General features: G+C 69.4%; 15 protein-coding genes and 2 pseudogenes. 8 read left to right on the top strand and 9 right to left on the bottom strand.

Going from position 1 to position 21,338, the window contains the following annotated elements:
* Positions 1–6 precede the first annotated feature (6 nt).
* The 4 genes and pseudogenes from rhaI to ACF1B9_RS12335 all read right to left on the bottom strand — a co-directional run.
* Entirely contained in the window at positions 7–1,173 is a 1,167-nt protein-coding gene (gene rhaI / locus ACF1B9_RS12320) for an L-rhamnose isomerase (RefSeq protein ID WP_391744368.1), read from the bottom strand.
* A gap of 489 nt (positions 1,174–1,662) precedes the next feature.
* On the bottom strand, positions 1,663–1,890 hold the full coding sequence (locus ACF1B9_RS12325; protein WP_391744367.1) for a hypothetical protein: 228 nt from the start codon (positions 1,888–1,890) through the stop codon (positions 1,663–1,665).
* A gap of 120 nt (positions 1,891–2,010) precedes the next feature.
* Positions 2,011–2,502, bottom strand: coding sequence for a hypothetical protein (locus ACF1B9_RS12330; protein WP_391744366.1), 492 nt, complete (start codon positions 2,500–2,502; stop codon positions 2,011–2,013).
* A 172-nt stretch (positions 2,503–2,674) separates the two neighbouring features.
* Positions 2,675–2,842 (bottom strand): annotated as a pseudogene (locus tag ACF1B9_RS12335) (FAD-linked oxidase C-terminal domain-containing protein); the annotation flags it as partial.
* 618 nt (positions 2,843–3,460) lie between these two features.
* On the opposite strand from ACF1B9_RS12335, the gene ACF1B9_RS12340 reads away from it, so the two are divergent.
* Both ACF1B9_RS12340 and ACF1B9_RS12345 read left to right on the top strand, forming a co-directional pair.
* Positions 3,461–4,306, top strand: a complete 846-nt coding sequence (locus ACF1B9_RS12340) for a pentapeptide repeat-containing protein (protein WP_391744365.1) — start codon at positions 3,461–3,463, stop codon at positions 4,304–4,306.
* A 157-nt stretch (positions 4,307–4,463) separates the two neighbouring features.
* Positions 4,464–5,828 carry a radical SAM protein gene (locus ACF1B9_RS12345; protein ID WP_376221532.1) on the top strand — a complete coding sequence of 455 codons (1,365 nt, stop codon included), beginning with the start codon at positions 4,464–4,466 and terminating at the stop codon, positions 5,826–5,828.
* 120 nt (positions 5,829–5,948) lie between these two features.
* Here the strand turns inward: ACF1B9_RS12345 and ACF1B9_RS12350 are convergent, their stop codons facing one another.
* Positions 5,949–6,662, bottom strand: a complete 714-nt coding sequence (locus ACF1B9_RS12350; protein WP_391744364.1) for an NADPH-dependent F420 reductase — start codon at positions 6,660–6,662, stop codon at positions 5,949–5,951.
* A gap of 135 nt (positions 6,663–6,797) precedes the next feature.
* Here ACF1B9_RS12350 and ACF1B9_RS12355 point away from each other — a divergent pair, with 135 nt between their 5' ends.
* The 5 genes from ACF1B9_RS12355 to ACF1B9_RS12375 all read left to right on the top strand — a co-directional run bounded on the left by ACF1B9_RS12355 (position 6,798) and on the right by ACF1B9_RS12375 (position 12,328).
* Positions 6,798–7,349, top strand: coding sequence for a glycoside hydrolase family 25 protein (locus ACF1B9_RS12355; RefSeq protein ID WP_391744363.1), 552 nt, complete (start codon positions 6,798–6,800; stop codon positions 7,347–7,349).
* Positions 7,350–7,584: 235 nt separating this feature from the next.
* Positions 7,585–8,598 carry an alcohol dehydrogenase AdhP gene (gene adhP / locus ACF1B9_RS12360; protein WP_391744361.1) on the top strand — a complete coding sequence of 338 codons (1,014 nt, stop codon included), beginning with the start codon at positions 7,585–7,587 and terminating at the stop codon, positions 8,596–8,598.
* 271 nt (positions 8,599–8,869) lie between these two features.
* A complete protein-coding gene (locus ACF1B9_RS12365) occupies positions 8,870–9,334 on the top strand; it encodes a MarR family winged helix-turn-helix transcriptional regulator (protein WP_391744359.1) in 465 nt (154 codons plus the stop codon).
* Between the two features lie 316 nt (positions 9,335–9,650).
* The gene (locus ACF1B9_RS12370) at positions 9,651–10,823 is read left to right on the top strand and encodes a S1 family peptidase (RefSeq protein WP_391744357.1); all 1,173 of its coding nucleotides are present in this window, start codon (positions 9,651–9,653) and stop codon (positions 10,821–10,823) included.
* Between the two features lie 932 nt (positions 10,824–11,755).
* Positions 11,756–12,328, top strand: a complete 573-nt coding sequence (locus ACF1B9_RS12375; RefSeq protein ID WP_391744356.1) for a hypothetical protein — start codon at positions 11,756–11,758, stop codon at positions 12,326–12,328.
* Positions 12,329–12,855: 527 nt separating this feature from the next.
* On the opposite strand, the pseudogene ACF1B9_RS12380 reads toward ACF1B9_RS12375, so the two are convergent.
* Positions 12,856–13,145 (bottom strand): annotated as a pseudogene (locus ACF1B9_RS12380) (nucleotidyltransferase domain-containing protein); the annotation flags it as partial.
* Between the two features lie 415 nt (positions 13,146–13,560).
* Here ACF1B9_RS12380 and ACF1B9_RS12385 point away from each other — a divergent pair.
* Positions 13,561–14,196: an isochorismatase family cysteine hydrolase gene (locus ACF1B9_RS12385; protein ID WP_391744354.1), complete on the top strand. Its 636-nt coding sequence runs from the start codon at positions 13,561–13,563 to the stop codon at positions 14,194–14,196.
* Between the two features lie 79 nt (positions 14,197–14,275).
* Here the strand turns inward: ACF1B9_RS12385 and ACF1B9_RS12390 are convergent, their stop codons facing one another.
* The 3 genes from ACF1B9_RS12390 to ACF1B9_RS12400 all read right to left on the bottom strand — a co-directional run bounded on the left by ACF1B9_RS12390 (position 14,276) and on the right by ACF1B9_RS12400 (position 21,223).
* The gene (locus ACF1B9_RS12390) at positions 14,276–15,205 is read right to left on the bottom strand and encodes a hypothetical protein (RefSeq protein WP_391744352.1); all 930 of its coding nucleotides are present in this window, start codon (positions 15,203–15,205) and stop codon (positions 14,276–14,278) included.
* A gap of 249 nt (positions 15,206–15,454) precedes the next feature.
* Positions 15,455–16,870: an esterase/lipase family protein gene (locus tag ACF1B9_RS12395; protein ID WP_391744351.1), complete on the bottom strand. Its 1,416-nt coding sequence runs from the start codon at positions 16,868–16,870 to the stop codon at positions 15,455–15,457.
* A gap of 45 nt (positions 16,871–16,915) precedes the next feature.
* Complete coding sequence (locus tag ACF1B9_RS12400) at positions 16,916–21,223, bottom strand: WD40 repeat domain-containing protein (protein ID WP_391744350.1); 4,308 nt, start codon at positions 21,221–21,223, stop codon at positions 16,916–16,918.
* Positions 21,224–21,338: the final 115 nt, after the last annotated feature.

Raw genomic sequence — 21,338 nt, forward strand, 5'->3', positions numbered from 1 at the left:
TGGGGCTCAGGCACCCCAGCCGGCTTGCACGCCACCGACCCGCGCGGCGGCGATGCGCTCCTGATTGCCCGAGGCGAGATACGCGGCGAACGGATCCCTGGCCAGGCCGAGCTCCTCACGTACCTCGGCGAGCAGCGGACGGACGTCGGTGTTGTACGCGTCCATCAGGACGCCGTTCGCGGCCAGGACGTCTCCGGATCGCTGAGCGGTGCTCAGTGTGTCCATGTCGATGAGCAAGGCCTTGGCGGTCGCTTCCTGTACATTGGCGACCGACCGGATCACGGCAGGAATCTTCGCCTCGATGTTGTGGCACTGGTCGAGCATGAAGTTGACGTTCGTCTCGGACTTCATGCCGCCGTTCTTCACCACCTCGTGCATGATCCGGAACAACTGGAACGGATCGGCGGCGCCGACCATCAGATCGTCGTCGGCGTAGAACCGTGAGTTGAAGTCGAAGGCGCCGAGTCTCCCCGCACGCAGCAGGAAGGCCACGATGAACTCGATGTTGGTGCCCGGCGCGTGGTGTCCGGTGTCCACCACGACCTGAGCCTTGGGACCGAGGTCGAGGCAGTGCGCGTACGCCGTGCCCCAGTCCGGCACGTCCGTCGTGTAGAACGCGGGCTCGAACAGCTTGTACTCCAGGAGCATCCGCTGGTCGTCGGACAGTCGCCCGTACACCTCGGCCAATGCCTCGGAGAGCCGGTCCTGACGGGCCACGATGTCATCCTGCCCGGGATAGTTCGTGCCGTCGGAGAACCAGAGTTTGAGATCGGGGGAACCGGTCTCGTCCATGATGTCGACGCATTCGAGCAGATGGTCCGTGGCCTTGCGGCGTACCTTCGGGTCGGGATGCGTGACCGACCCCAGCTTGTAGTCGTCGTCCTGGAAGACGTTGGAATTGATCGCGCCGATCCGCAGCCCGAGATCGGCGGCGCGTCGGGTGAGTGCGGAGTAGTCCTCGACCTTGTCCCACGGGATGTGCAATGACACCTTCGGCGCCACACCCGTGAACGCGTTCACCTGTGCCGCGTCCTCCAGCTTCTCGAACGGGTCGCGAGGCACTCCCGGCTGCGCGAACACCTTGAACCGCGTCCCGGAGTTTCCGTATCCCCACGACGGCGTCTCGATCACCTGGGACTTCAGGGCTGCCTTGACGGCCGACACATCAGACATGAACACCTCGCAAGCGGAGTCATCCAGCGACCGTGGTCGTTCGAACGGCGCATGAATCGTTTCACCTGGAACGTACGCTAGGTTTGCGGTTGGCCTTCGGTCAAGCCTCAAGCTAGCAGTCGGGTGCCCCCGGTTGCTTCTCGCCGGCTTGAATCAATTCAGCGCGCGGTCAGCAGGTCCGGCGTGGAGCCGATCGCGCGGCGGGTTCGGCCCGGGCCGATCACTGTCGATCGCGCTCGGGACGGCTCAGAGGGTGCAGGGTTCGCCGACTCGATTCAGAGCATGGTGGCGCATCGGTGGGGCGAGGTGAAGAGCGACGGCGCGACGACTCAGGACCGGCAGCCCCTGGAATGTTGGACCGTCGGCCGTTCTCGGGCCGCCCTCTCCCCGTCCGCGCACCGCCGGACGGGGCCGGCCCTGCCCGTCCGTCCGGCGCCGGAGGGCACCGCGACGGCGATGCCGTCCAGCGGCCTTGTTCGACGGGTGCGTTCAGCGACCGCGGCCGGACATGCTCGGTTGAAGTGAGCGCACCAGATCGAAGAACCGGGATTCGTTGCCGCAGAGCCCCGCACGCTCCAGCGCGCCGTCGGCCTCCGCGATCGGCGAGGCGAGCATAGGCATGTACATGGGACCTTCGTCAGGCTCCGCGAGCGCCGCCCGAGTGGCCTGCAGCAGTCGGACATACGCCTGGGCCGCGGCGAGTTCGTCATTGCGCATCTCAGCATCTCCCGGTCAGAGGTGTCGGACCCACCAGCATCCCCCATGGGTCTGACAATGCCGGTCCATGCGGCGCGGTGCCGGGGCACGCGAGCCCGGCATGGTCCGAACGAGAGGTCTTTAGTCGCCGTTCGGTGGTCCGACACCGGCCGGTGGCTCGACCTCCAGAAACTTTCTTCGGCGTGGCCCGCGGTACAGCAACACTGTCCAGCCCAACTCCCGCAGCACAGCGGCGCACCGGGCCAACTCGCTCTCCTCCGCGTGGGCGGCCCCGCTGCCGGGCGGGCCGAGCCACTCGACCCTTACGCTGCCCGCCGACTCGCCGTGCTCCAGACGATAGCCCGTCGCGATCCGCAGGCCTGACTCGTCAACGGCCGAGGAGGCCAGACCCGATGCCTCCAGGGTCAGGGCGATGGCACGTATCGGCCGGAGGGTCTCCCATCGCGCGGGTACGCTCTCCGGGCTGTCGAGCCCGGTGTTCGTCAGCCGCCGGATCTGCAGCATTCCCTCGAACGCCGTACGAACCGAAGCGGCCCGCCTCGCGTCCGGTACCGGGGCCGTCGGCCCGTCCCCGGTGGCCGGTTCGAAACCGGTCCCGTTCTCGCTGTCCATCAGCGCCCCTCCGCCCGTGCCGTACTGCTGCCAGTGTGCGTCGACCCACTGACACCGGCTCCGACGCGGCCGGTCTGTCGACCCGAATCATGCCGACACCACCGCACCCGACGGCCCCCGGTGACACCCGCGGAGCGTCGCCTTCACCGGACGGCGACGACCCGACGCCGCCGAGGACCTTGCCCGGGTCGAGGATGCCGTGCGGGTCGAGCGCAGCTTTCACCACGTGGTGCATGCCCAGCGCCGCGGAGCCCGGTTCCTTGTTCATGCCGCGCATCTGCAGCAGCCCCACGCCGTGCTCGCCCGTCACGGTTCCACCGAGCGGCCAGGCATGCCGGAGCCGTGAGTACCCGCCGGGCAGGGATGTCGCCGACTGGTGAGTCCGCCACGTCCGTGGACACCTCCTAGAAAGATGCAACACCCACCATTGTCGCGCGCACGGATTCCGGACCGGATCGGGCCCTCTGAGCCCGGCATGCCCTTCCGGTCACAGCGCTACACGGGGGCGAAGCCCCGCCGATAGTGATCGCGCAGAACGGCCCGGCGATGTGGTCTCTTCACCGTCCCACCGGCGTTCACCGAACTGGAGCCACAGAGCAGCATCGTCGGCGTACAGGGCGGCGAAGGTGCCGGTGCCGTGCGGCAGGACATGGACGAAGCCATGACAGCGGCCGGAGGCCGGGACGAGCAGTCCGAGGCCGGGTCCAGCGCCCACACGAGGCCATGACGGTCGTAGTCCTGCAGCACTGTCGTGGACATCAGTGACGCGGCTCCAGGCCGAGCTCCCGGGGCATGAAGAGGCGCTCTCTTCGCCGAAGTGACAGGGCGAGAAGGACGCTACGGGTGCCGGAGCCCCCGGGAGCGATCATGAAATCGGCGCGTACGGGTGACGAATCCCGCTAGGGTTGACCGTCCGGCAGTTCCGCACCCCTTCCCCAGCCCGGAGGATCCACACACCGTGCCCGACCATGTCCAAGGCCCCGGCGCCGGTCGCGCCGACCGTGACGCGCTTCGCGCCGACTGTGCGAATTGCTTCGGTCTGTGCTGCGTCGCACTGACCCTGACCCGGTCCGCGGACTTCGCGATCAACAAGGATGCCGGAAAGCCCTGCCACAACCTGCGGGAGGACTTCCGCTGCGGCATTCACACCGAACTGAGGGCCCAGGGCTTCCAGGGCTGCACCGTCTACGACTGCTTCGGAGCCGGTCAGAGGGTCTCCGTAGAGACCTTCGGCGGGCAGGACTGGCGCCGGGCCCCCGGGACCGCTCAGCAGATGTTCCAGGTGTTCCCCGTCATGCGACAGCTCCACGAGCTCCTCTGGTACCTGACGGAAGCGCTGTCCCTGGAATCAGCACGCTCCCTCCATGGGGAGATCCGTCGCAGCCTCGACGAGACGGAGCGCCTCACCCACCTCCCGGCGGACGCGTTCACGGAGGTGGACGTGGCAGCCCACCGTGACGACGTCGCCGCCCTCCTGCTCCGTACCAGCACACTCGTCCGAGCCACGGCGCCCCGCAGGAAAAAGCGCGACTACCGCGGCGCGGACCTCATCGGCGCCAGGCTCAAGGGTGCCGATCTCCGGGGCGCCGATCTGCGTGGTGCGTATCTCATCGCGGCGGACCTCACGGGTGCCGATCTGCGTCTGGCCGATCTGATCGGGGCCGACTTCAGGGATGCCGACCTGTCCGGCGCCGACCTCACCGGAAGCCTCTTTCTCACGCAGGCGCAGCTCAACGCGGCCAGGGGTGACGCGGCGACGAAGCTCCCGCCCTCGCTGAGTCGCCCCACGCACTGGAAGCGGTGATTCCGCAGCCGGACGCCGCCATCGGGCACCCGGACACCATCCGCGCCGCACCCGGGTGCACCGGCCTCGACCGTGGGGCACCACCGGAGCTTGTGGTTCGTTGCACACTGCGGCGTACCCGGAACGCCTTCGACGACCGGACCGAGGAGTCCCGCACATGTCCAGCAGCACCGACCTCAGCCGCACGGAGCGGAATCGCGCCGACGGGAGCCGCACCCACCTGATCGAGCGGCTGATGGAGCAGTTCCCGCACGTGCCCCGGGAAGCCGTCATCAAGGAGGACCTGCTGCGCGGCGGCGTCGCGTTCGACGAGTCCGCGCTCAGCGACAACGAGAGTGGCGAGGTCAAGCCGAAGTCGTACTTCATCTTCTCGTTCGACCACGGAACCCTCCCCGAGCTGGGCGCTGCCGCGCTCCGGCGCCCGCCGGAGGAGATCGTGCTCACCGGCGGCCCGTACGAACTGCGCAGGACCGTGGTGTCGGTACGGGTCAATCCGGCGTCCCCGTACCGCGTCGCTGCCGATGACGACGGCGTGCTCGGGCTCTACCTCGACGGCCGGCGGATCTCCGACGTCGGCCTGCCGCCGATGCCGGACTACTACCGGCACACCCTGGAGAACGGCAAGTCCGTGATGGAGGTCGCGCCCACCATCCAGTGGGGCTACCTCGTCTACCTGACGGTATTCCGGGTCTGCCAGTACTTCGGCGCGAAGGAGGAGTGCCAGTACTGCGACATCAACCACAACTGGCGCCAGCACAAGGCGGCGGGACGCCCCTACACCGGTGTGAAGCCGGTGGAGGAGGTCCTGGAGGCACTGGCCATCATCGACAAGTACGACACCGCGAAGACGTCCACCGCCTACACCCTCACCGGCGGTGCGATCACCTCCCACATCGGGGGCCGTGACGAGGCTGATTTCTACGGGCAGTACGCCAAGGCCATCGAGGAGCGTTTCCCCGGCCGCTGGATCGGCAAGGTCGTCGCCCAGGCTCTGCCCAAGGCCGACGTGCAGCGCTTCCACGACTACGGCGTCCAGATCTACCACCCCAACTACGAGGTGTGGGACCGTCGGCTCTTCGAGCTCTACTGCCCCGGCAAGGAGCGTTACGTGGGGCGCGACGAGTGGCACCGCCGAATCCTGGACTCCGCAGAGGTCTTCGGTCCCCGCAATGTCATCCCCAACTTCGTCGCGGGTGTGGAGATGGCAGAACCCTTCGGCTTCACGACGGTGAAGGAAGCCATCGAATCGACCACTGAAGGCCTGCGGTTCTTCATGTCGCACGGCATCACCCCGCGCTTCACTACCTGGTGCCCGGAACCCACCACCCCGCTCGGCAGGACCAATCCGGACGGGGCGCCGCTGGAGTACCACATCCGCCTGCTCGACGCCTACCGCGCGACCATGGAGGAGTACGGGCTCAGTTCGCCTCCTGGCTACGGGCCGCCGGGGGCCGGGCGCGCGGTCTTCTCCGTGAGCTCCTTCATGGACAGTCTTCCGCCCCGTCCGGGCGACGACCAGTAGCAACGGGCCCGTCTCCGGAGCCGTCTCGGCTTCGGAGACGGGCCGGGCTGTCGCATCGCGTCCCCCAAGGGTGCCGGGTGGGCACGGGGCGACCCCGTCGACCGGCGACGCCCCGTCACATCAGGCGCGCCATTCCGCCGTGCGCTCCGCGGAAGCTGCGGCGAGTGCCTTGGTCACGGCCTCGGCGTCGCCCTGGTGCCCGTAGACGGGCGTGCCGGGCTGCTGGTGCCAGGACTCGTCGAGGCTGCCCGCGTCCACGGTGTCGAAGCCCAGTTCGTCGATGAGGTCGCGCACGACCTGCTTGGCCGCCGCGTCGTCGCCGGCCACCGGCAGCGCCTGACGACCCGGGCTGCCCTTCGGGCGGCCGTTGTCCAGGATGTCCTGTGCGTACGTCCCGTTGAATGCCTTGATCACCGGGTGGCCGATCTGCTGCTCGGTCCAACGGCTTTCCGGCAGACCGTCCTCGATCGCGCCGATGCGGCCGTCACGTTGCTGCGGGTAGTAGTTGCCGGTGTCGATGACCACGGCCCCCTCCGCAGCCTCGGCCAGGAACCCTGAGGGCAGAAGGGGGACGGCCTTGAGGGGGACGGTGACGACGACGACCTGCGCTCCCCGAGCAGCCTCCGCGGCGGTGACCGGTGTGGCTCCGGTTTCTTCGGCGAGCGCGGCCAGCGTCTGCGGACCGCGCGAGTTGGCGACGGAGACGTCATGGCCGAGCGCGGTCAGGCGCCGGGTGAGGTTGCCGCCGATGTTGCCCGCTCCGATGATGCCGATCTTCATGGATCCGACCTTCCGATGGTGCGTGCGGTACGTGGTGAGCTCTCGCCGCTTCACCAACCATCCTCCGCATGTCCCTATTCCGGGTATTGGCAAAACGATTCGCTCGTTCACCGGAAGGATGGGACGGGGTGGCTGCGGGCACCTACAGGAAGACAACCGGAATCACCGTGCCCATGTGGAGGGGTGCCCATGCTGCATGGCATCGATGTCAGCTCGTATCAGTCGTCCTTCGACACGGACGGACTGGACTTCGTCCTCATCAAAGCCACCGAGGGCCGTTCGTACATCAATCCGCAACTGAACTCACAGGTCAAACGTGCCAGGGACGCGGAGTGCGTGGTCGGCTTCTACCACTTTCTCTGGCCGGGCAACATCACGGCTCAGGCGGAGTACTTCCTGAGCAAGGCCCCGGAGAAGGAAGGGGACCTGCTCGCCGTCGACTGGGAGGAGAACGGCGAGGGCACACGGGCGAGCAATGCCGAAAAGGACCGCTTCATCCGAGAGGTCAAGCGACTGCGTCCTCACCACAAGGTTCTGCTGTACTGCAATCGCTACTTCTGGCTGAATCACGATACGACTTCGTATGCCGGGGACGGCCTGTGGATAGCCGATTACGCGGCTGCGGGCAAGCCCAGGATCAAGGCGTCCTGGCGCATTCACCAGTACACCGACCAGCCGCTCGACAAGGATGTTGCCGCCTTCTCCTCACGGGCCGCCATGCGTGACTGGGCTCGCGGGTAGCGGCACGCGCGGGCTGCGAGGCCCGCGCTCGGGCATCGGCGATCGGACGCACGGCGCTGGGCACCAGGCCCCGAAGAAGGGCGGGGGCGGGGGAGTGGGGCGAGAGCGGATCGGAGAAGCGAAAACCAGCCATCCCGAATAGCCTGTTCCGAGGCTTCTGTCACCTCCGCGGCCTCGGGCGGTGGCTGATCCGCCGGACGTGCCCGATCTGCCCGAACGAAGCGGAGGAGTGTCCATGAAAGCCGCCGTTGTCCGCAGTTTCGCAGAGCCGCTGGTGGTCGAGGAGAGGCCCGTGCCGTCGCCCGCCGCCCATCAGGTGCTGGTGCGGATGGAGGCCTCCGGGTTGTGTCACACCGACATCCACGCGGCGCGGGGCGACTGGCCGGTCAAGCCTGATCCGCCGTTCGTACCGGGGCACGAGGGTATCGGTGTCGTCGAGGCGATCGGTGCGCAGGTCTCCCATCTCGTGGTGGGGGACAGGGTGGCCATCCCTTGGCTCGGAGAGGCGTGCGGACGCTGTGACCACTGTGTCACCGGCTGGGAGACGCTCTGTCTGAAGCAGCGGAACAGCGGCTACTCCGTGGACGGCAGCCATGCCGAGTACGCGCTGGCGCACGGAACATATGTGGTGCCGGTCCCCGACGGCGTCGACCCGTTGGACGCGGCGGCGCTGACCTGTGCGGGCGTCACCACGTACAAGGCCGTGAAACTGTCCGGCGCGCGCCCGGGGACACGCGCGCTCATCTCGGGCATCGGCGGCCTGGGGCATCTTGCCCTGCAGTACGCGCGCATCTTCGGCGCCGAGACGATCGCTGTCGACGTCACCGATGAGAAGCTGGCGCTTGCCCGTGAACTGGGCGCCGACCACGTCATCGATGCCCGGGTTCAGGACGTTACGGAGGAGACGCAGTGGCTGGGTGGGGCGGACGCGGCCATCTCGCTGGCGGTGAGCAATGAGTCGTTCGTTGCCGCGTACGGTGCTCTGCGCAGGGGAGGCACGCTCGTACTGGTGGCACTGCCCGCCGAAGGCAAGCTGGAACTGCCCGTCTTCGACACGGTGCTGAACGGTAAGAAGGTCATCGGTTCGATCGTCGGAACCCGTGAGGATCTTGCCGAGGTGTTCCAGCTGCACCGGCTCGGTCGTACACGTGTGGTCCGCGAGAGCCGAGCGCTCGAGGACATCAACACGTCGATCGACGACGTGCTGGCAGGCAAGGTTCCGGGGCGTCTCGTCTTCGACATGCGCTGACCCGGCCGCACGCGGGCGGAGCGCGGCGGCGCACCTGCGTCCCGGCTGCGGTGTTCCGGCAGGGTGTGGACAGCTGCCACCCGGGTTCGCATCGCTCGGTACGGCTGCAACCGTCCGGTGCCGCCCCCACGCGGGAGCGGGCGGCACCGCATCGTGGAAGCGGAAGCGCCTGGTGGACTCGTCGACCGGCAGGCGCGAACGCGAGGCGCCCATGACGTACTCGGATCAGTGGGTGAGTACCTATCATTGGTCGAGGCCTAAGATGTCGTCGATGAGCGAGACCCCGCCCAGCCTCCTGGGACTCACGACATATTTGTTGTCCAAGACCGGCAAGGCCGCGCGGAGCCGGCTGGCGTCGCGGCTGGCCGAGCGTGATCTGAAGCTCTGGCACATGGCGGTGCTGTCGGCGCTGGTCGATTTCGGCCCCCATGTCCAGCGGGAACTGGCGGCACGGCTGGGGATCGACCGGAGCGACATGGTGAAGATCGTGGACGATCTCGCACTCGTCGGACTCGTGGACCGGGCTCGTGACACCACCGACCGTCGTCGTGTCACCGTCACCTCCACCCCGGCCGGTCGGAAGGCGCTCGCGGAGCTGCAGGGTGAGGCCATGGCCGTCCAGCGGGACCTGCTCGCTCCCCTGACCGGCAAGGAACAGGCCCAGCTGGCGGGGCTGCTGAGGCGAGTCCACGCCCATGCCCATGAACTCTCCGAAGAGGCGCGGTCTGGTCGTTGAGCGATTCCCGGGCCGGTGCGGCACGTGCCAGGTGACCGCAGCCGCGGCTCAGCCGCCTCGTGGCCGTGCGCTCGGGCGCGGGATCGACTCCTTCAGCAGGCCGTCGCCGCGACCTCCTGCCGAACAGGCGGCAGTCGCACTGACGGCCATGCGGAGCGTCCCGGCCCGGAGGGTGCATTGGCATGGACCTGATGATGCTGCTGGGCTACAGTCCCTTGCGGCACAGTCTGAGAGCGCTCTCAGCTGAGACGTCTCGGGCGCCTGCTGTTCCTCCCCACGATGTCGGAACAACAGAAGGGTCATTCCGTTGAGACGCATGACAGCCTTACGTGCGAGTCTTGCCGCCACTCTGGTCGTCGGAGCCTGGGCGACTGCAGGTCTCGCCTTCGCCTCCGCTGTGAACTCTCCGTCCACAAACTCTCCGTCCACTCTTTCCCGTTCCGATGCCGCCGAGGCGCCGGCGTCCGACGGGTTGATTTCTGCCATGGGCAGGGACCTCGGTCTGACGGAAGGCCAGGCCAAGGCGCGTCTGGCCGCCGAGAAGACGGCAACTGCCGTACAGCGCACAGCGCGAAGGGCCGCCGGAACGGCGTACGCCGGTTCCTGGTTCGACCCGGACAAGGGGAGGCTCACTGTAGCCGTCACCGACGCCGGGAGGGCCGACGCGGTGGGTGCGGCGGGCGCAGACGTCCGGCTGGTGAGTCACAGCGCGCGGCAGCTCGACGCGACCAAGGAGCGGCTCGACGCACTGTCCGCACCGGACGGCGTCAGCAGCTGGCACGTCGACCCGAAAGCCAATCGGGTCGTCGTGAACGTCGTCTCGTCCGCACAGGATGACAACGATGTCCGAAAGTTTGTCGAACGGGCCCGCGAGGCCGGCCCGGTCCTGGTGAAGCAGACCTCTGAGGCGCCCAGGACCTTCTCCGCGGGGACCGTGGGCGGGGATCCGTACTACACGGGCAACGTCCGGTGCTCCATCGGCTTCTCCGTCCATGGCGGCTTCGTCACCGCAGGACACTGCGGCCGAGCGGGCGCCGCGGTCAGCGGTTGGGACGGCTCGGCCATCGGCAACTTCCAGGGATCGTCCTTCCCCGGTGACGACTACGCCTGGGTCAGTGTCGGCAACGGCTGGTGGACCGTACCTGTGGTCCTTGGCTGGGGCACCGTCTCCGACCAGCTGGTCCGGGGCTCCGCGGAGGCACCCATAGGTGCCTCCGTCTGCCGCTCCGGTTCCACGTCCCATTGGCACTGCGGAAACGTACTGGCCACGAACGAGACCGTGAACTACAGCCAAGGTGCGGTCTACCAGATGACGAAGACGAGCGTCTGCGCCGAGCCGGGTGACTCCGGCGGATCCTTCATCAGCGGAGACCAGGCACAAGGAGTCACTTCGGGCGGCTGGGGCAATTGCGGCGGCGGTGGAGAGACCTGGCACCAGCCGATCAACGAGATATTGAACCGGTACGGGCTGACACTGCACACCGCCTGACCGCACGCGGGCCGGCCGGACGGTGTGCCGGCCGGCCCTTCGTGCAGGACCTGTAGCGACCGGGGATTCATCGTTCCGGGGCGACAGGCCTGCCCGCGGTCGAGGGTCCCGGGTATGTGAAGCGAGCGGCGCGGGGCGTCACACGACGCCGCAGTCGGAACGAGGGGGTGTCCTTGCCGGGACGGGTGCCGCAATGGCATGGGGGCGACGACGGCCTGCCGGGACTTGGGCGAATCGGGGCCACCGGCCCGGGTGCGGGAGCGGAGACGGCCCGTTGCGATCCACGGCACCGGGCCCCGCTCGCTGATCCGGCCTGATGCAAACGAAAGGGCCCCTGACGCGCTGTCGTGCATAGCCTTCCGGATGGGCCCTGCGCTGTGCGTGACCGGTTCGACGGCGTCGGACGGCAAGTGAAGTGCGTCGGACGTGGGGAAGTCACCACGTCCGCACAGCCGGTTCTCGGCGCAATCGCCGTCCTGGAAGGTGACCGGCAAGCCCGTGGTGGACGCGGTGCGGATCTGTGACCGCTCCTGCCCTCCTGTGGAACGTCCGTGGTGTCCCTGCGCTGCGCGCCCGGGGTTTCGCAGTGGTTGTCCAGGCGGTTGTTGCAGGTCGGGGCGTGAGCGGTGGGCGTTCGGAGTGTTGGCGTGACGCGGTTTCGGCAGGTGTCAAAGACAGACACGCTGGCGCCAGGGTGACCCGGAATCAGGAAGTCGCCCGGACAGACCAACCAATCATCAACTCGCTGATTTTTCAGTCAGGTTGGACATTAATAATATTATCCGGAAATAGCATTTGGCGTACTCCTTGTCCCCCAATGGGGGATCCACCCCCCTTCACCAATGCATCCGATATGACAGGTATGTGGACCGTCAGTACGTTCAATCACGGGTCGACTGCTCAGTCGGCCTCTCTGAGACAGGAGAAGTGACATGGTTACCCGTTCCACCGTTGTTACTGCCGCGGTAGCGGCAGCCGCGGCCCTGGCCGCCACCGGCATCACCTACGCGTCGGCCGCCACTTCCGAGCCGGCTCAGGCCGCCCCCGTCGTCCAGCAGGCCGCCGCCCCCGTTTCGGCCCTCACCGGCGGCGACGCCGGCAAGGGCAACGAGGGCAAGGGCAACGAAGGCAGGGGCAATGAAGGCAGGGGCAATGAAGGCAGGGGCGAGGAGGGCCGTGGCTTCGAGCGCCGTGGCCACGAGGAGGAGCGCTTCGAGGGCCGGATCCACATCAACGAGCGCACCTACTCCGACGAGCGCGGTGGCTGCATCACCGTGGTCAGCGGCCTCGGCTCCAAGAGCCTCAACATCCGCAACGACAGCCGCCGGACCGTCGAGGTCTTCCGCGGGGCCACCTGCGACAACGGTGCCCCCATCGCCACCGTCGGACCTCACAGCTCCAGCGACGGCGTCTTCCCGGGCCACGTCCGGGGCGGCGTGTGGGTCCGCGACGGTGTCGTGGGCAGCTTCCGGGTGATCGACCACCGCCACGAGGGCAAGTGGTAACCGAGTCACTCGCCTGACACGGAACCCCGGCCCGCCGGAATCGGGCCGGGGTTCCCGCCCGGACACCTCTGTTCGGCCCCACAACCGACCAGCACCCGATGACGCACCACACCTGCCACGCCGAACCGGAAGCCGGACGGCGAGGCGTCGCCCGCCAGGCCGCAGCAGCCGGACCGGCCACCGGCCTCCGGCTCTCGGAACTGGACAGGCCCCCTCGGCAGGGCCCGGCGACCCGGGCGGCACGACGTGGCACCGGCGCGGCAGACGCCGTCCACGTCCCTGCCGCCCCGGAATCCGGTCACCTCACGACCGGTCACCCCGCGGGCCCTCCCGAGCCGGAGCGCGAACTCGCACCCCCGGCACGCCAAGCTGCCATCCGGCGGTCCACGCCCCGGCGATCAGTACCCGGAATCAGGCACCGCCGCTCAGAAACCCCGCACGCACAGCGTCGGTATCCCGGACCACGGACCGGCGTCGGCGAACCGTGAGGTCGTCAGGAACAGAGGGACTCGCGTGGTCGGCAGCAAACGGCAGTCCGCCCACACCTGTTCGACCCGGTCCAGGTCCCGCGGAATCCAGTCCACCGCCACACCGTCGACCCGCAGCCACGCACCCCCGTTCGCCCAAGGGCCCCAGCCTCCGGGCCGGCTACCCCCACATCGGGACCGGCCAGCCCGCGCAACGCGCCGAGGTCGAGCCCGCCCCGGTAGTAGACGCCGAGATCCCAGTCCGATTCCGGCCTGTGCTCTCCGCGCGCCCGGCTTCCACCGAGCAGTACTCCGATCACACCGGGCACCTCGGTCAGGCGGTAGGCCATGTCCTCGACAATCATCCGCATGGAGCGATTCTCGCAGCCGGCCATGCGTCGGGCCGGCCGATCACGCCGTCGGTCGTCGGATCCGGCCATGCGTGGGCTCCGCACGACCGGATTCGGTGCCCCTCGACCTCATGGGGTATCCGGCGGGTCCCACCGCTGGGCAAGCCTCGCGACCGTCACCCTCGAACCCTCGGCGCGCACCGCCAGGATCCTCGACGGCACACCCGCTGACATGGGTTCACGCGACTGGCGCACGCTCACCGCCGGATGACGCGGCGCCGTCGCGGCGGCGCCGGTGCGGGTGTCTTCCCGGGCGGGCGTGACCGCAGTGCCCGGGGTGTCGTTAACGGGCGGCGAACCCGTCGATGTCGCACGACACCCCACCGAGCCACCGCGAGGTCAGGAGAGCGTCGGCATGAACCACCACTACGACTCCGGTCGAACGGCGATCCTGCTGGTCGACCCCTACAACGACTTCCTGTCGGAAGGCGGCAAGGTCTGGCCTGCCGTGAGGAAGGTAGCCATCGAGGTCGGCCTGCTGGACAACCTGCGAACCGTCACCGCCACCGCGCGCGCCGCGGGCGGCAGGGTGTTCTTCGTACCCCATCGCCGCTGGCGCGAAGACGACTACGTCACCTGGGCCAACCCCAATCCCACCCAGCGCGCTCTCCAGCAGCGTCACACCTTTGCCCTGGGCACCCGGGGCGGTGAGTTCCACCCCGATCTCCAGCCCACCGACGACGACATCGTCGTCCACGAACACTGGGCCCAGAGCGGCTTCGCCAACACCGACCTGGACCTTCAGCTCAGACAGCACGGCATCACCCATGTCGTACTCATCGGCCTGCTCGCCAACACCTGCATCGAGTCCACGGCCCGATACGCGATGGAGCTCGGCTACCACGTCACCCTCGTACGCGACGCCACGGCCGCCTTCAGTACCGAGATGATGCACGCCGCACACGAACTCAACGGCCCCACCTTCGCCCACGCCATCGTCACCACAGCCGACCTCACCCGGCGCCTGGCGCCGGAGCGAAACGACCCGTGAGGAGGATCCGGCAGGTCAGCGGCGAGAGCGTCGGGCGTCTCCTGTCCGCCGCCGACCGGCCCGTCGCACGGGTCACGGTCTAGCGACTTTCGTTCGGACCCTGGGCGAGCGGGGCGCCCGACGGGGATTGTGCCGCGTCCGTCGCGGGGCGTGACACGTACAGCGTGGTGTGGAAGTAACCGTCACTCTCCTTGCCGCGCGGATCCTCACCGGCTGCGATGACCGCGGTGACCGCGTACTGCTGCTCCTGCGGGCTGGTGAAGCGGCGCTGCGGGAAGGTGCGCCCGCAGGCTTTCTCCGTGATGAGGCCGTACGCCTTCAGACAGTCGACAATGGGCTGGTAGGAGCCGGTACGTAGTACGAACGCAGCGACCCGCACGGGCCCCTGGACGTTCTCCAGGAGAGGTCGGAAGGTGCGTTGCGACAGAAAGCTGGTTCCGCCCGTGATGGTGATCAGACAGGTGCGCCGTACGGCCTGACGCAGGGCAGGGCCGGCCGGTGCGACCTCCAGGTTCTCGGCAAACCCGTCGTCCAGCAGGCCCACGGCACGAGCGTAGGAGACGGCACGGGGCGCGGCGTCGAGCCCGACGACGCGAACCGCGTCCGAGCGCCGATGAGCCGCGTAGAACGCCTTGTCCCACTCGATCAACTCGGCGGTGGTCATCGTGGTGGCCTGCGGGGACGTGTAGTGGGCGTACAGGTCGTTCCAGGTGAGGTGATGGTTGAGCAGGGCGGCGTTGAAGCCGTACGAGCAGCAGATGTCCAGCACCGTGTCCGGGCCTGCCGCGTCCTTCGAGGATCCGCATGTGTCGAGCATGTGCCGGAACACGCCCTGCGCATGGTGAGGGGTCTGGTACTCCCAAGGCCCCAGCGCACGGAAGTACGCACGAGGGTCCGGCTGGTCGTAGGTGTCGTCGAACGGGGTCATGCTCCCGGCGGTGGAGTGGGCCTCGTCCGGGGGGTCGCCGACCACAAGCGGTGGCGAGTCCTTCGGCTGCGCAGGGGGCATCACATGTCCCTTCTTCCCGGTCAGAACCCGTGTTCCTGAACCAGTCAACGCCCCACTCCGCTTGAGGGGAACAGGGCGGACACGAAACCAGCCAGGTGTCGTTCGCGAGATCAGCGCCACCGCCGCGTGCAGCAGTTGTTCCTGCCGCCCGCGCGGCGGTCGTCGTCTTGGACGGCCGAGCTCGGCCCCTTCCTCGCGCAAAGGTCCCGGAAGACTCCGATACCGGGCTTGGTGACGCCCGCCCCGGACCTATTCCAGCGCCAGCAGCGTCTCCTCCTGTACGGGTGCGGCAGGCACCCTCGGCGCACTGATCTCCAGGGTCCACAGGCCGGGGGGTACGACGGCGGTGGCGCGGAAGACGCCCTCCGCCGTGGGCAGCAGACGCCAGGCTTCGTCGGTGGGAGTTCCGTCGGGGGCGATCAGAGCCGCTTCCAGCAGCAGCCCGTCGTGTTCGGATACTGCCTCGATGGTGAAGGGTTCACCGGCCCGTACCACCTCGGGCACCTCGATGCCGAAGGAGACTCCGGAGGACTGGTACGGGCGCACGTCGAGAGCATCGAACCGGTCGCGCAATTGGCCGTGCAGGAGTTCGTCGTTGGCCAGAGCCGTGTGGCCGCGGGGGTACCAGTCCATGTGCGCCGTGTCGGGCCACTCGGGCGGAGCGGCCGACAGGCACCACACGGTCCCGTCCCCCTGCCAGCGGTCGTCGCCCTCGAACCGGTCGCGATAGCGGGTCTCACCGCCGGACAGGCTCAGCGAGACGTCGGTCGGCATCCCGCGGCCGCCGGCCGCGAAGACGCGGTAGGCCGGCCCGGTGCCGGCGGCGCGGTCGGCGGCGGCGTTCTTGCGGACGTGCTCGTCGAGCGTGCTCCGGAAGGCGAAGGCACGGCGGACCATCTCGGTGTCCAGGCCGGGGACGTCGACGGTGTCCAGGCGGGTTCCGTCGGGGTGGCCGGTCACGCACTGGTAGGTGGGCAGGAGTTCGTGGACGGACGGCATGCTGCGGGCGGCGCGCAGGAGTCCCTCGCGCAGCCGCCCGGGCAGGTTCAGCACCTTGCGGCGCGGCAGGGTGCCGGTCAGCGCCTGGACCGCCTTGACCGCACCGGCGTACGGGGTGCCGATCGTCACCATCGAGCGGGCGATCTCCCGGCCGCCGAGGACCTCCAGGTAGTACCGGGCCACCAGGCCGCCCATGGAGTGGCAGACGAACACCGCCTTGGGCTCCTCGACGGCGCCCGCGGCCCTGCGCTCCTCGCGCCATCGGCCCAGCTCGCGCTCGGTGAACTCCGCCAGGCGTTGTGCGGAGACCCGGTTGGACAGCCGCCAGTCATAGGGGAAGGTGACGATGCGCTGGTCGTGCTGGGCGGCGAAGTAGCGGGCCAGACGCTTGTAGGCGACGTGCGGCATGAGTCCGGGCCAGGTGCGCGGTTCCACCAGCAGCCCGGCAGGCCGCAGGGCGTGCTCGCCGTCGGGTTCGGCGCTGCCGAGCCCGTCCGGCAGGGCGATCCGGTCGAAGTACCGTTCGGTACCGAGCAGCACGCTGCCCGCCACGCCGAAGGTGAGCCTCCAGACGTCCTCGCCCCCGTTCCCTCCCGTGTCCCCGTCCGGGGTCCGCAGGATGCTGCCGAGGATTCCCGGCACGAAGATCACCAGGTCGTGCGCCATAGACGTGCGTTCCTTCCAGTGAGACAGGCCGATGCCGACCGAGGATCAGTCGGGGTCGGTGAGGCGGAGGAGGTCCATGCGGTCGAGGCCGACGGCGGCGACGTGGAGCCCGGAGCGCGCGGGCGCGGCAAAGACTCCGTGTACCGCGTAGCCGCGGTCCGTGATGCGGCGCGCGGGCTTGCCGGGGCTGTCGGTGGACCAGGTATGGATCTCGCGGGTGCGGGAGGCGGCCACCAGGACGGTCCGGCCCGAGGCTGTCGTCTCGAAGGCGAGGGAGTGGACGTTCGAAGGTGCGTCGGGCAGCGCGGGGTGGGCGCTCTGGATGTCAGGCGTGAACAGGAAGACTCCCGTTGAGGTGGCCACCGCGAACCAGGGCCGCTTGTCGGCGTCGTAGCTCCCTGCGAGGGCGTGGGCGGCCCCGCCGGTGAACCGGAAACGCCGACCGGGCAGTCCGGGCCGCAGTTCCGGCCAGATCCAGAGCGAGTCGCCCGCCGTGGCGGCCAGGTGGGGGAGGGCGCCCGGGGCCGTGACGACGACGAGGTGTTCCACCAGGCCCGTGGTGACGTAGTGGTCGGGCAGCGACTGCCGCTCCAGGACGTCCCATCGGCGGATACGCCGGTCGTCGGCGGCGAAAACCGACAGAGCCGCGCTGTCCCGGTGCAGGGCGACGGAGCCGAGACTCGTATCGCGTTCGCGATCCGGAACGGCCAGGGAGTACGTACGGCCCGACCGATTGCTCGCGGTCCGGGCGGGATCCAGCTCCCGGACCCGGACGCAGGGCCCCAGGGTGTCGTCCCGGCCGCTGACGGCGAGCCAGAGGCCGGCTGCGGGCTCCGCGTGCAGGGCGACGCCGGCGACGCGGCCGAGAGCCGGCTCGTCGTGCAGGTGCCCGCCGTCGAGGTCCCAGACGCGGGTTGCCGTCCCGGAGGCGAGGACGACGGCGCCGGAGCCGTCGGGCCGCGCCGCCACAGCGCCTACGTGCCGTCGGCCGGGGACCGGCAGCCCGGTTCGCGGGTGCGGAACGGCCGTCTGCGCGGGCGGATCCCAGACCCTGACCCGGACGCCGTCGGCCACGGCGACCTGACCGCTGTCGTCGGAGCGGAACACGAGCGAGGTCGGTCGGGTCCGATGGCCGGTCAGCGGTGGGAGTTCACGGCCGTCGGCCAGGCTCCAGACCCGGGCGGCTCCGCCGTCCAGGGCCGCTACCAGCGTCCGCCCGCCGCCCCGGCCGAGCGCGACGGCGAGCCCCGAGCGATGCCGCAGCGCGGCGGTGAACACCTGACGTGCCGTGAAGTCCCCATCGGCCGCCGTGATCCGCCACACCCGCAGGTCGGGCGGTCCGGTGCACAGCCCGACGACCAGAACGCCCGCCGCGTCCGGCGCCACGGCAAGGGCTTCGCACCGGCCGCCGTCCGCGCCGAAGGTCAGCAGCTTCCGGTGTGTCCGTACCCCCCACACCACGCAGCCGCCGTCACCGCCCGCGATCACCATCAGTTCCGGGTCGGCCTCGGCGCCGATCTCGGCGACCGCCACGGCGAGCGCCGTGTCGCGCTGGGTGGTGTGCTGTTGTGGCCAGGTCAGGAAGCCGAGGTGTCGGGGCTTGTTCTCCGTCCACTCCCAGATTCCGACCTGGGTGCCGACGGCGGCCACGACGATCTCCCGGTCCTGGTCCGCTCCCACCGCGACTCCGCCGACCCGTGCTCCCCACCCGAGTGGGCGGACCGCCTCGGCGGGGTCCGCGGGCCAGATCAGTACCCGCTCGGTGTCGGCCGCGACGGCGGCGATCGCGCTGTCCGCCCTGGCCGGAACGGTCAGGGCGTGCAAGCGGTTGACACGGTGTCCGGCAGCGACCGGGGTGAACCGGCGGAGCAGTTCGGGGCGCCCGCTCGCCAAGGGCCATTGCCATACCTGGTCGCCGGACCCGAGGACGGTGTCCCCGGGCGCCGGTGTACAGGCGAGAGCGCGGACGTCGCCGTAGGGGGCGCGCAGTTCCCTGTACGAGGCCTCGGGGTCGGCGGTGGTCCACAGGTCCTGCCACGGCAGGGACATGGAGCGTGAGGCCCAGGGCAGCAGTCGCGGGTCATGGCGCACGGCGGCGGCACGCAGCAGCGCGGCCCGCTGGAACGGGGTCCTGCCGAGCAGCTCCTCCGCGACGCGGCGGTAGAGGATGGTGTACGGAGTGGGCGGGAACGTGGTCTGATCGAGCAGAGGGATGAGCCGGGCGGGGTCGGCACGGATCATGAAGTCGGCGTTCTCGACGAGTTCGTCGAGCCGCCCCGCGGCCGCCGCGTGAGAGGCAGCGTTGCGGGCGATGTAGCTGTTGGTGTCGGGCCGCTCGTGGTAGAGCGTCTCATGCACCCGCAGCAGGACGTCGGTCATGGTGGAGTGCAGGTCGGCCGGAGTCGCGGTGGCGCGGACGCCGTCGATGAGGTGCTGGATCAGGGCCTTGTGATAGAGCCGGTACACCTGCTGGCCGTCATCGCCGTCGACATCGATGTGCGCACCGGCGACCCGCAGGATGCGGGGGATGTCGTCGCGGGTGTAGTGGTGGCCGGTTCCGCAGCGCTCGGCGAGGGCGTTGGCCGTGTCCAGCCAGATGCCGTCCTCGTCCGGCAGGCCCGCGCCCTGGGCGAGAGCGAGCGGAAGCAGCAGCCCGTCGGGCCGGCCGGGCAGGGTGTCGGAATTCTCGCCCGATTCGCCGAGGGCCGCGCCCATGTAGCGCAGTTCCATGGCGAAGACCTCGCCGAGACCGGAGACCAGGAGGGCCCGGAAGGCGGGGTGCTCGGGTGGATGTGGGGTATCGAGGCGGGTGAGGGCGCTGCAGTAGAAGCGGGCGGCGAGGAACACACCCTGGCTGCGGTCGACGACGGCCTCGGTGACGGACCGCAGCAGGTCCAGCGGGACGGTGCCGTCGGCGTAGGGGGAGGAGGGCTCGGTCAGCCGCCGGTTCACGTAGGCGGCCACGTCCCTGTCACGGTCCGGGTCCTGGTCGAGCTGGAGCAGGCCGGCTGCGTCGTGGATGAGGGGGTGTTGGCTGCTGCGGGTGTCCTCGCGGGTCCCGATGAGGATTTTGATCCTGCTGTGTTCGAGGAGCGGAGTGAGGACATCCGTGATGATCGAGTCCAGATCGGTGTCGTCCGCTTCGTCGAGGCCGTCGACGATCAGGCCGGTCCGGGGGCGTTGCGCACATTCGGTCGCCAGCGTTCCGACGGCCTGGCGGGTGTCGGTCCATCCGGTGGTGTCCAGGCCGAGCTGTGTGCCGATCTCGCGGGCGCAGCTCAGACTGCTGCGGCCCCGGCAGCCGATGACGGCGTCGATCGCGCCGACCAGGTCGGTCCGCAGCCGGGCGGGCAGGTGGTTGTGGCGGGGGGAGTCCTCAAGGGTCATGAGCGCTACTTGGCCGAGGAATGCCGATTTTCCGCTGCCGGGGCCACCTTTGACGACCATGACTCCGTTGTGGTGGGCGGATCCGAGCCAGCGGGCCACCCGGTCGAGCGGATCGCGGCGGCCGATGAACCGTTCGTCGTCGGCCTCCAGTCTCAGGCCGCCGAGGCGCCTGTGGGGCGTCGGCGCCGCGCTGGCCGCCGACCGGGGCGGGGCGTCGGCGACGAAATGGGGGTTGGTGAAGAACTTCGCGAGGCGTTCTCCCCCGTAGAGCCGGGCTGTCTGCATCTTGCCGGTGGCGGTGAGGTGTTCGGAGACGGCTTCCACGACGGCGGGTGCGTCCACGGCGTCCGAGTACGGACTCCACAGGGGCCGGCCCCGGCGGAAGGCGTGGGCCGGATTCCCGCACACCTCGGCCCAGCCATCCAGCCAGACGCCGACCTGGGCCCGACTCGCCCGCGCGGAGGTACCGGGCAGCGCGGCGCCGGCCGCCGTGCCCACGCAGCCGATGCTGCGGGTCGACGCGGGGGCGCCACCGGGCACCGGCGGGGTGCCCAGGGTGCGTTCGGCTTGCCGCACGGCGTCGTCCGCCCGCTGCGCAATGTCCTGGGCGAAGCAGGCGTCGACGATCACGAGGATGTCGCCCTTCATCGCGACGACGTGCCAGCCGAGATCGTCGCCGGTCAGGGCGCCGCTGGTACCGTCCGGGTTGCCCCAGTCCCGGCAGAGCAGCAGGGTGCGGCCGCTCTGGTGGCCGTGGCCGATCCAGTAGATGAGTTTGCGGTCGGCGGTCCCGGTGCGGATCGCGGCCAGGCCCTTCTCGATGTCGGCCTTGCTGCCGGTGATGACCGGACCGCCGGGTGTGAAGCCCAGAGTGTCGGCCAGTTGCCAGAACCGGTCGACGATGCCGCCGAGTTCGGGCAGGGCGGGGGAGCCCTGGATTTGCTCGGGATGGTCATACACGTCCACGCACACGACGTACGCCGCACCGCGATCCGGTATGCGCCCCACCGACGGCTCCCCCCTGAAGATTTCTGATGTTGCCCGAGCCAGGGGCGGTGTGCAACTGTCAACTCCCCTTTGT

It is taken from the genome of Streptomyces sp. NPDC014727 (genome assembly GCF_043083485.1).
Lineage (GTDB): Bacteria > Actinomycetota > Actinomycetes > Streptomycetales > Streptomycetaceae > Streptomyces.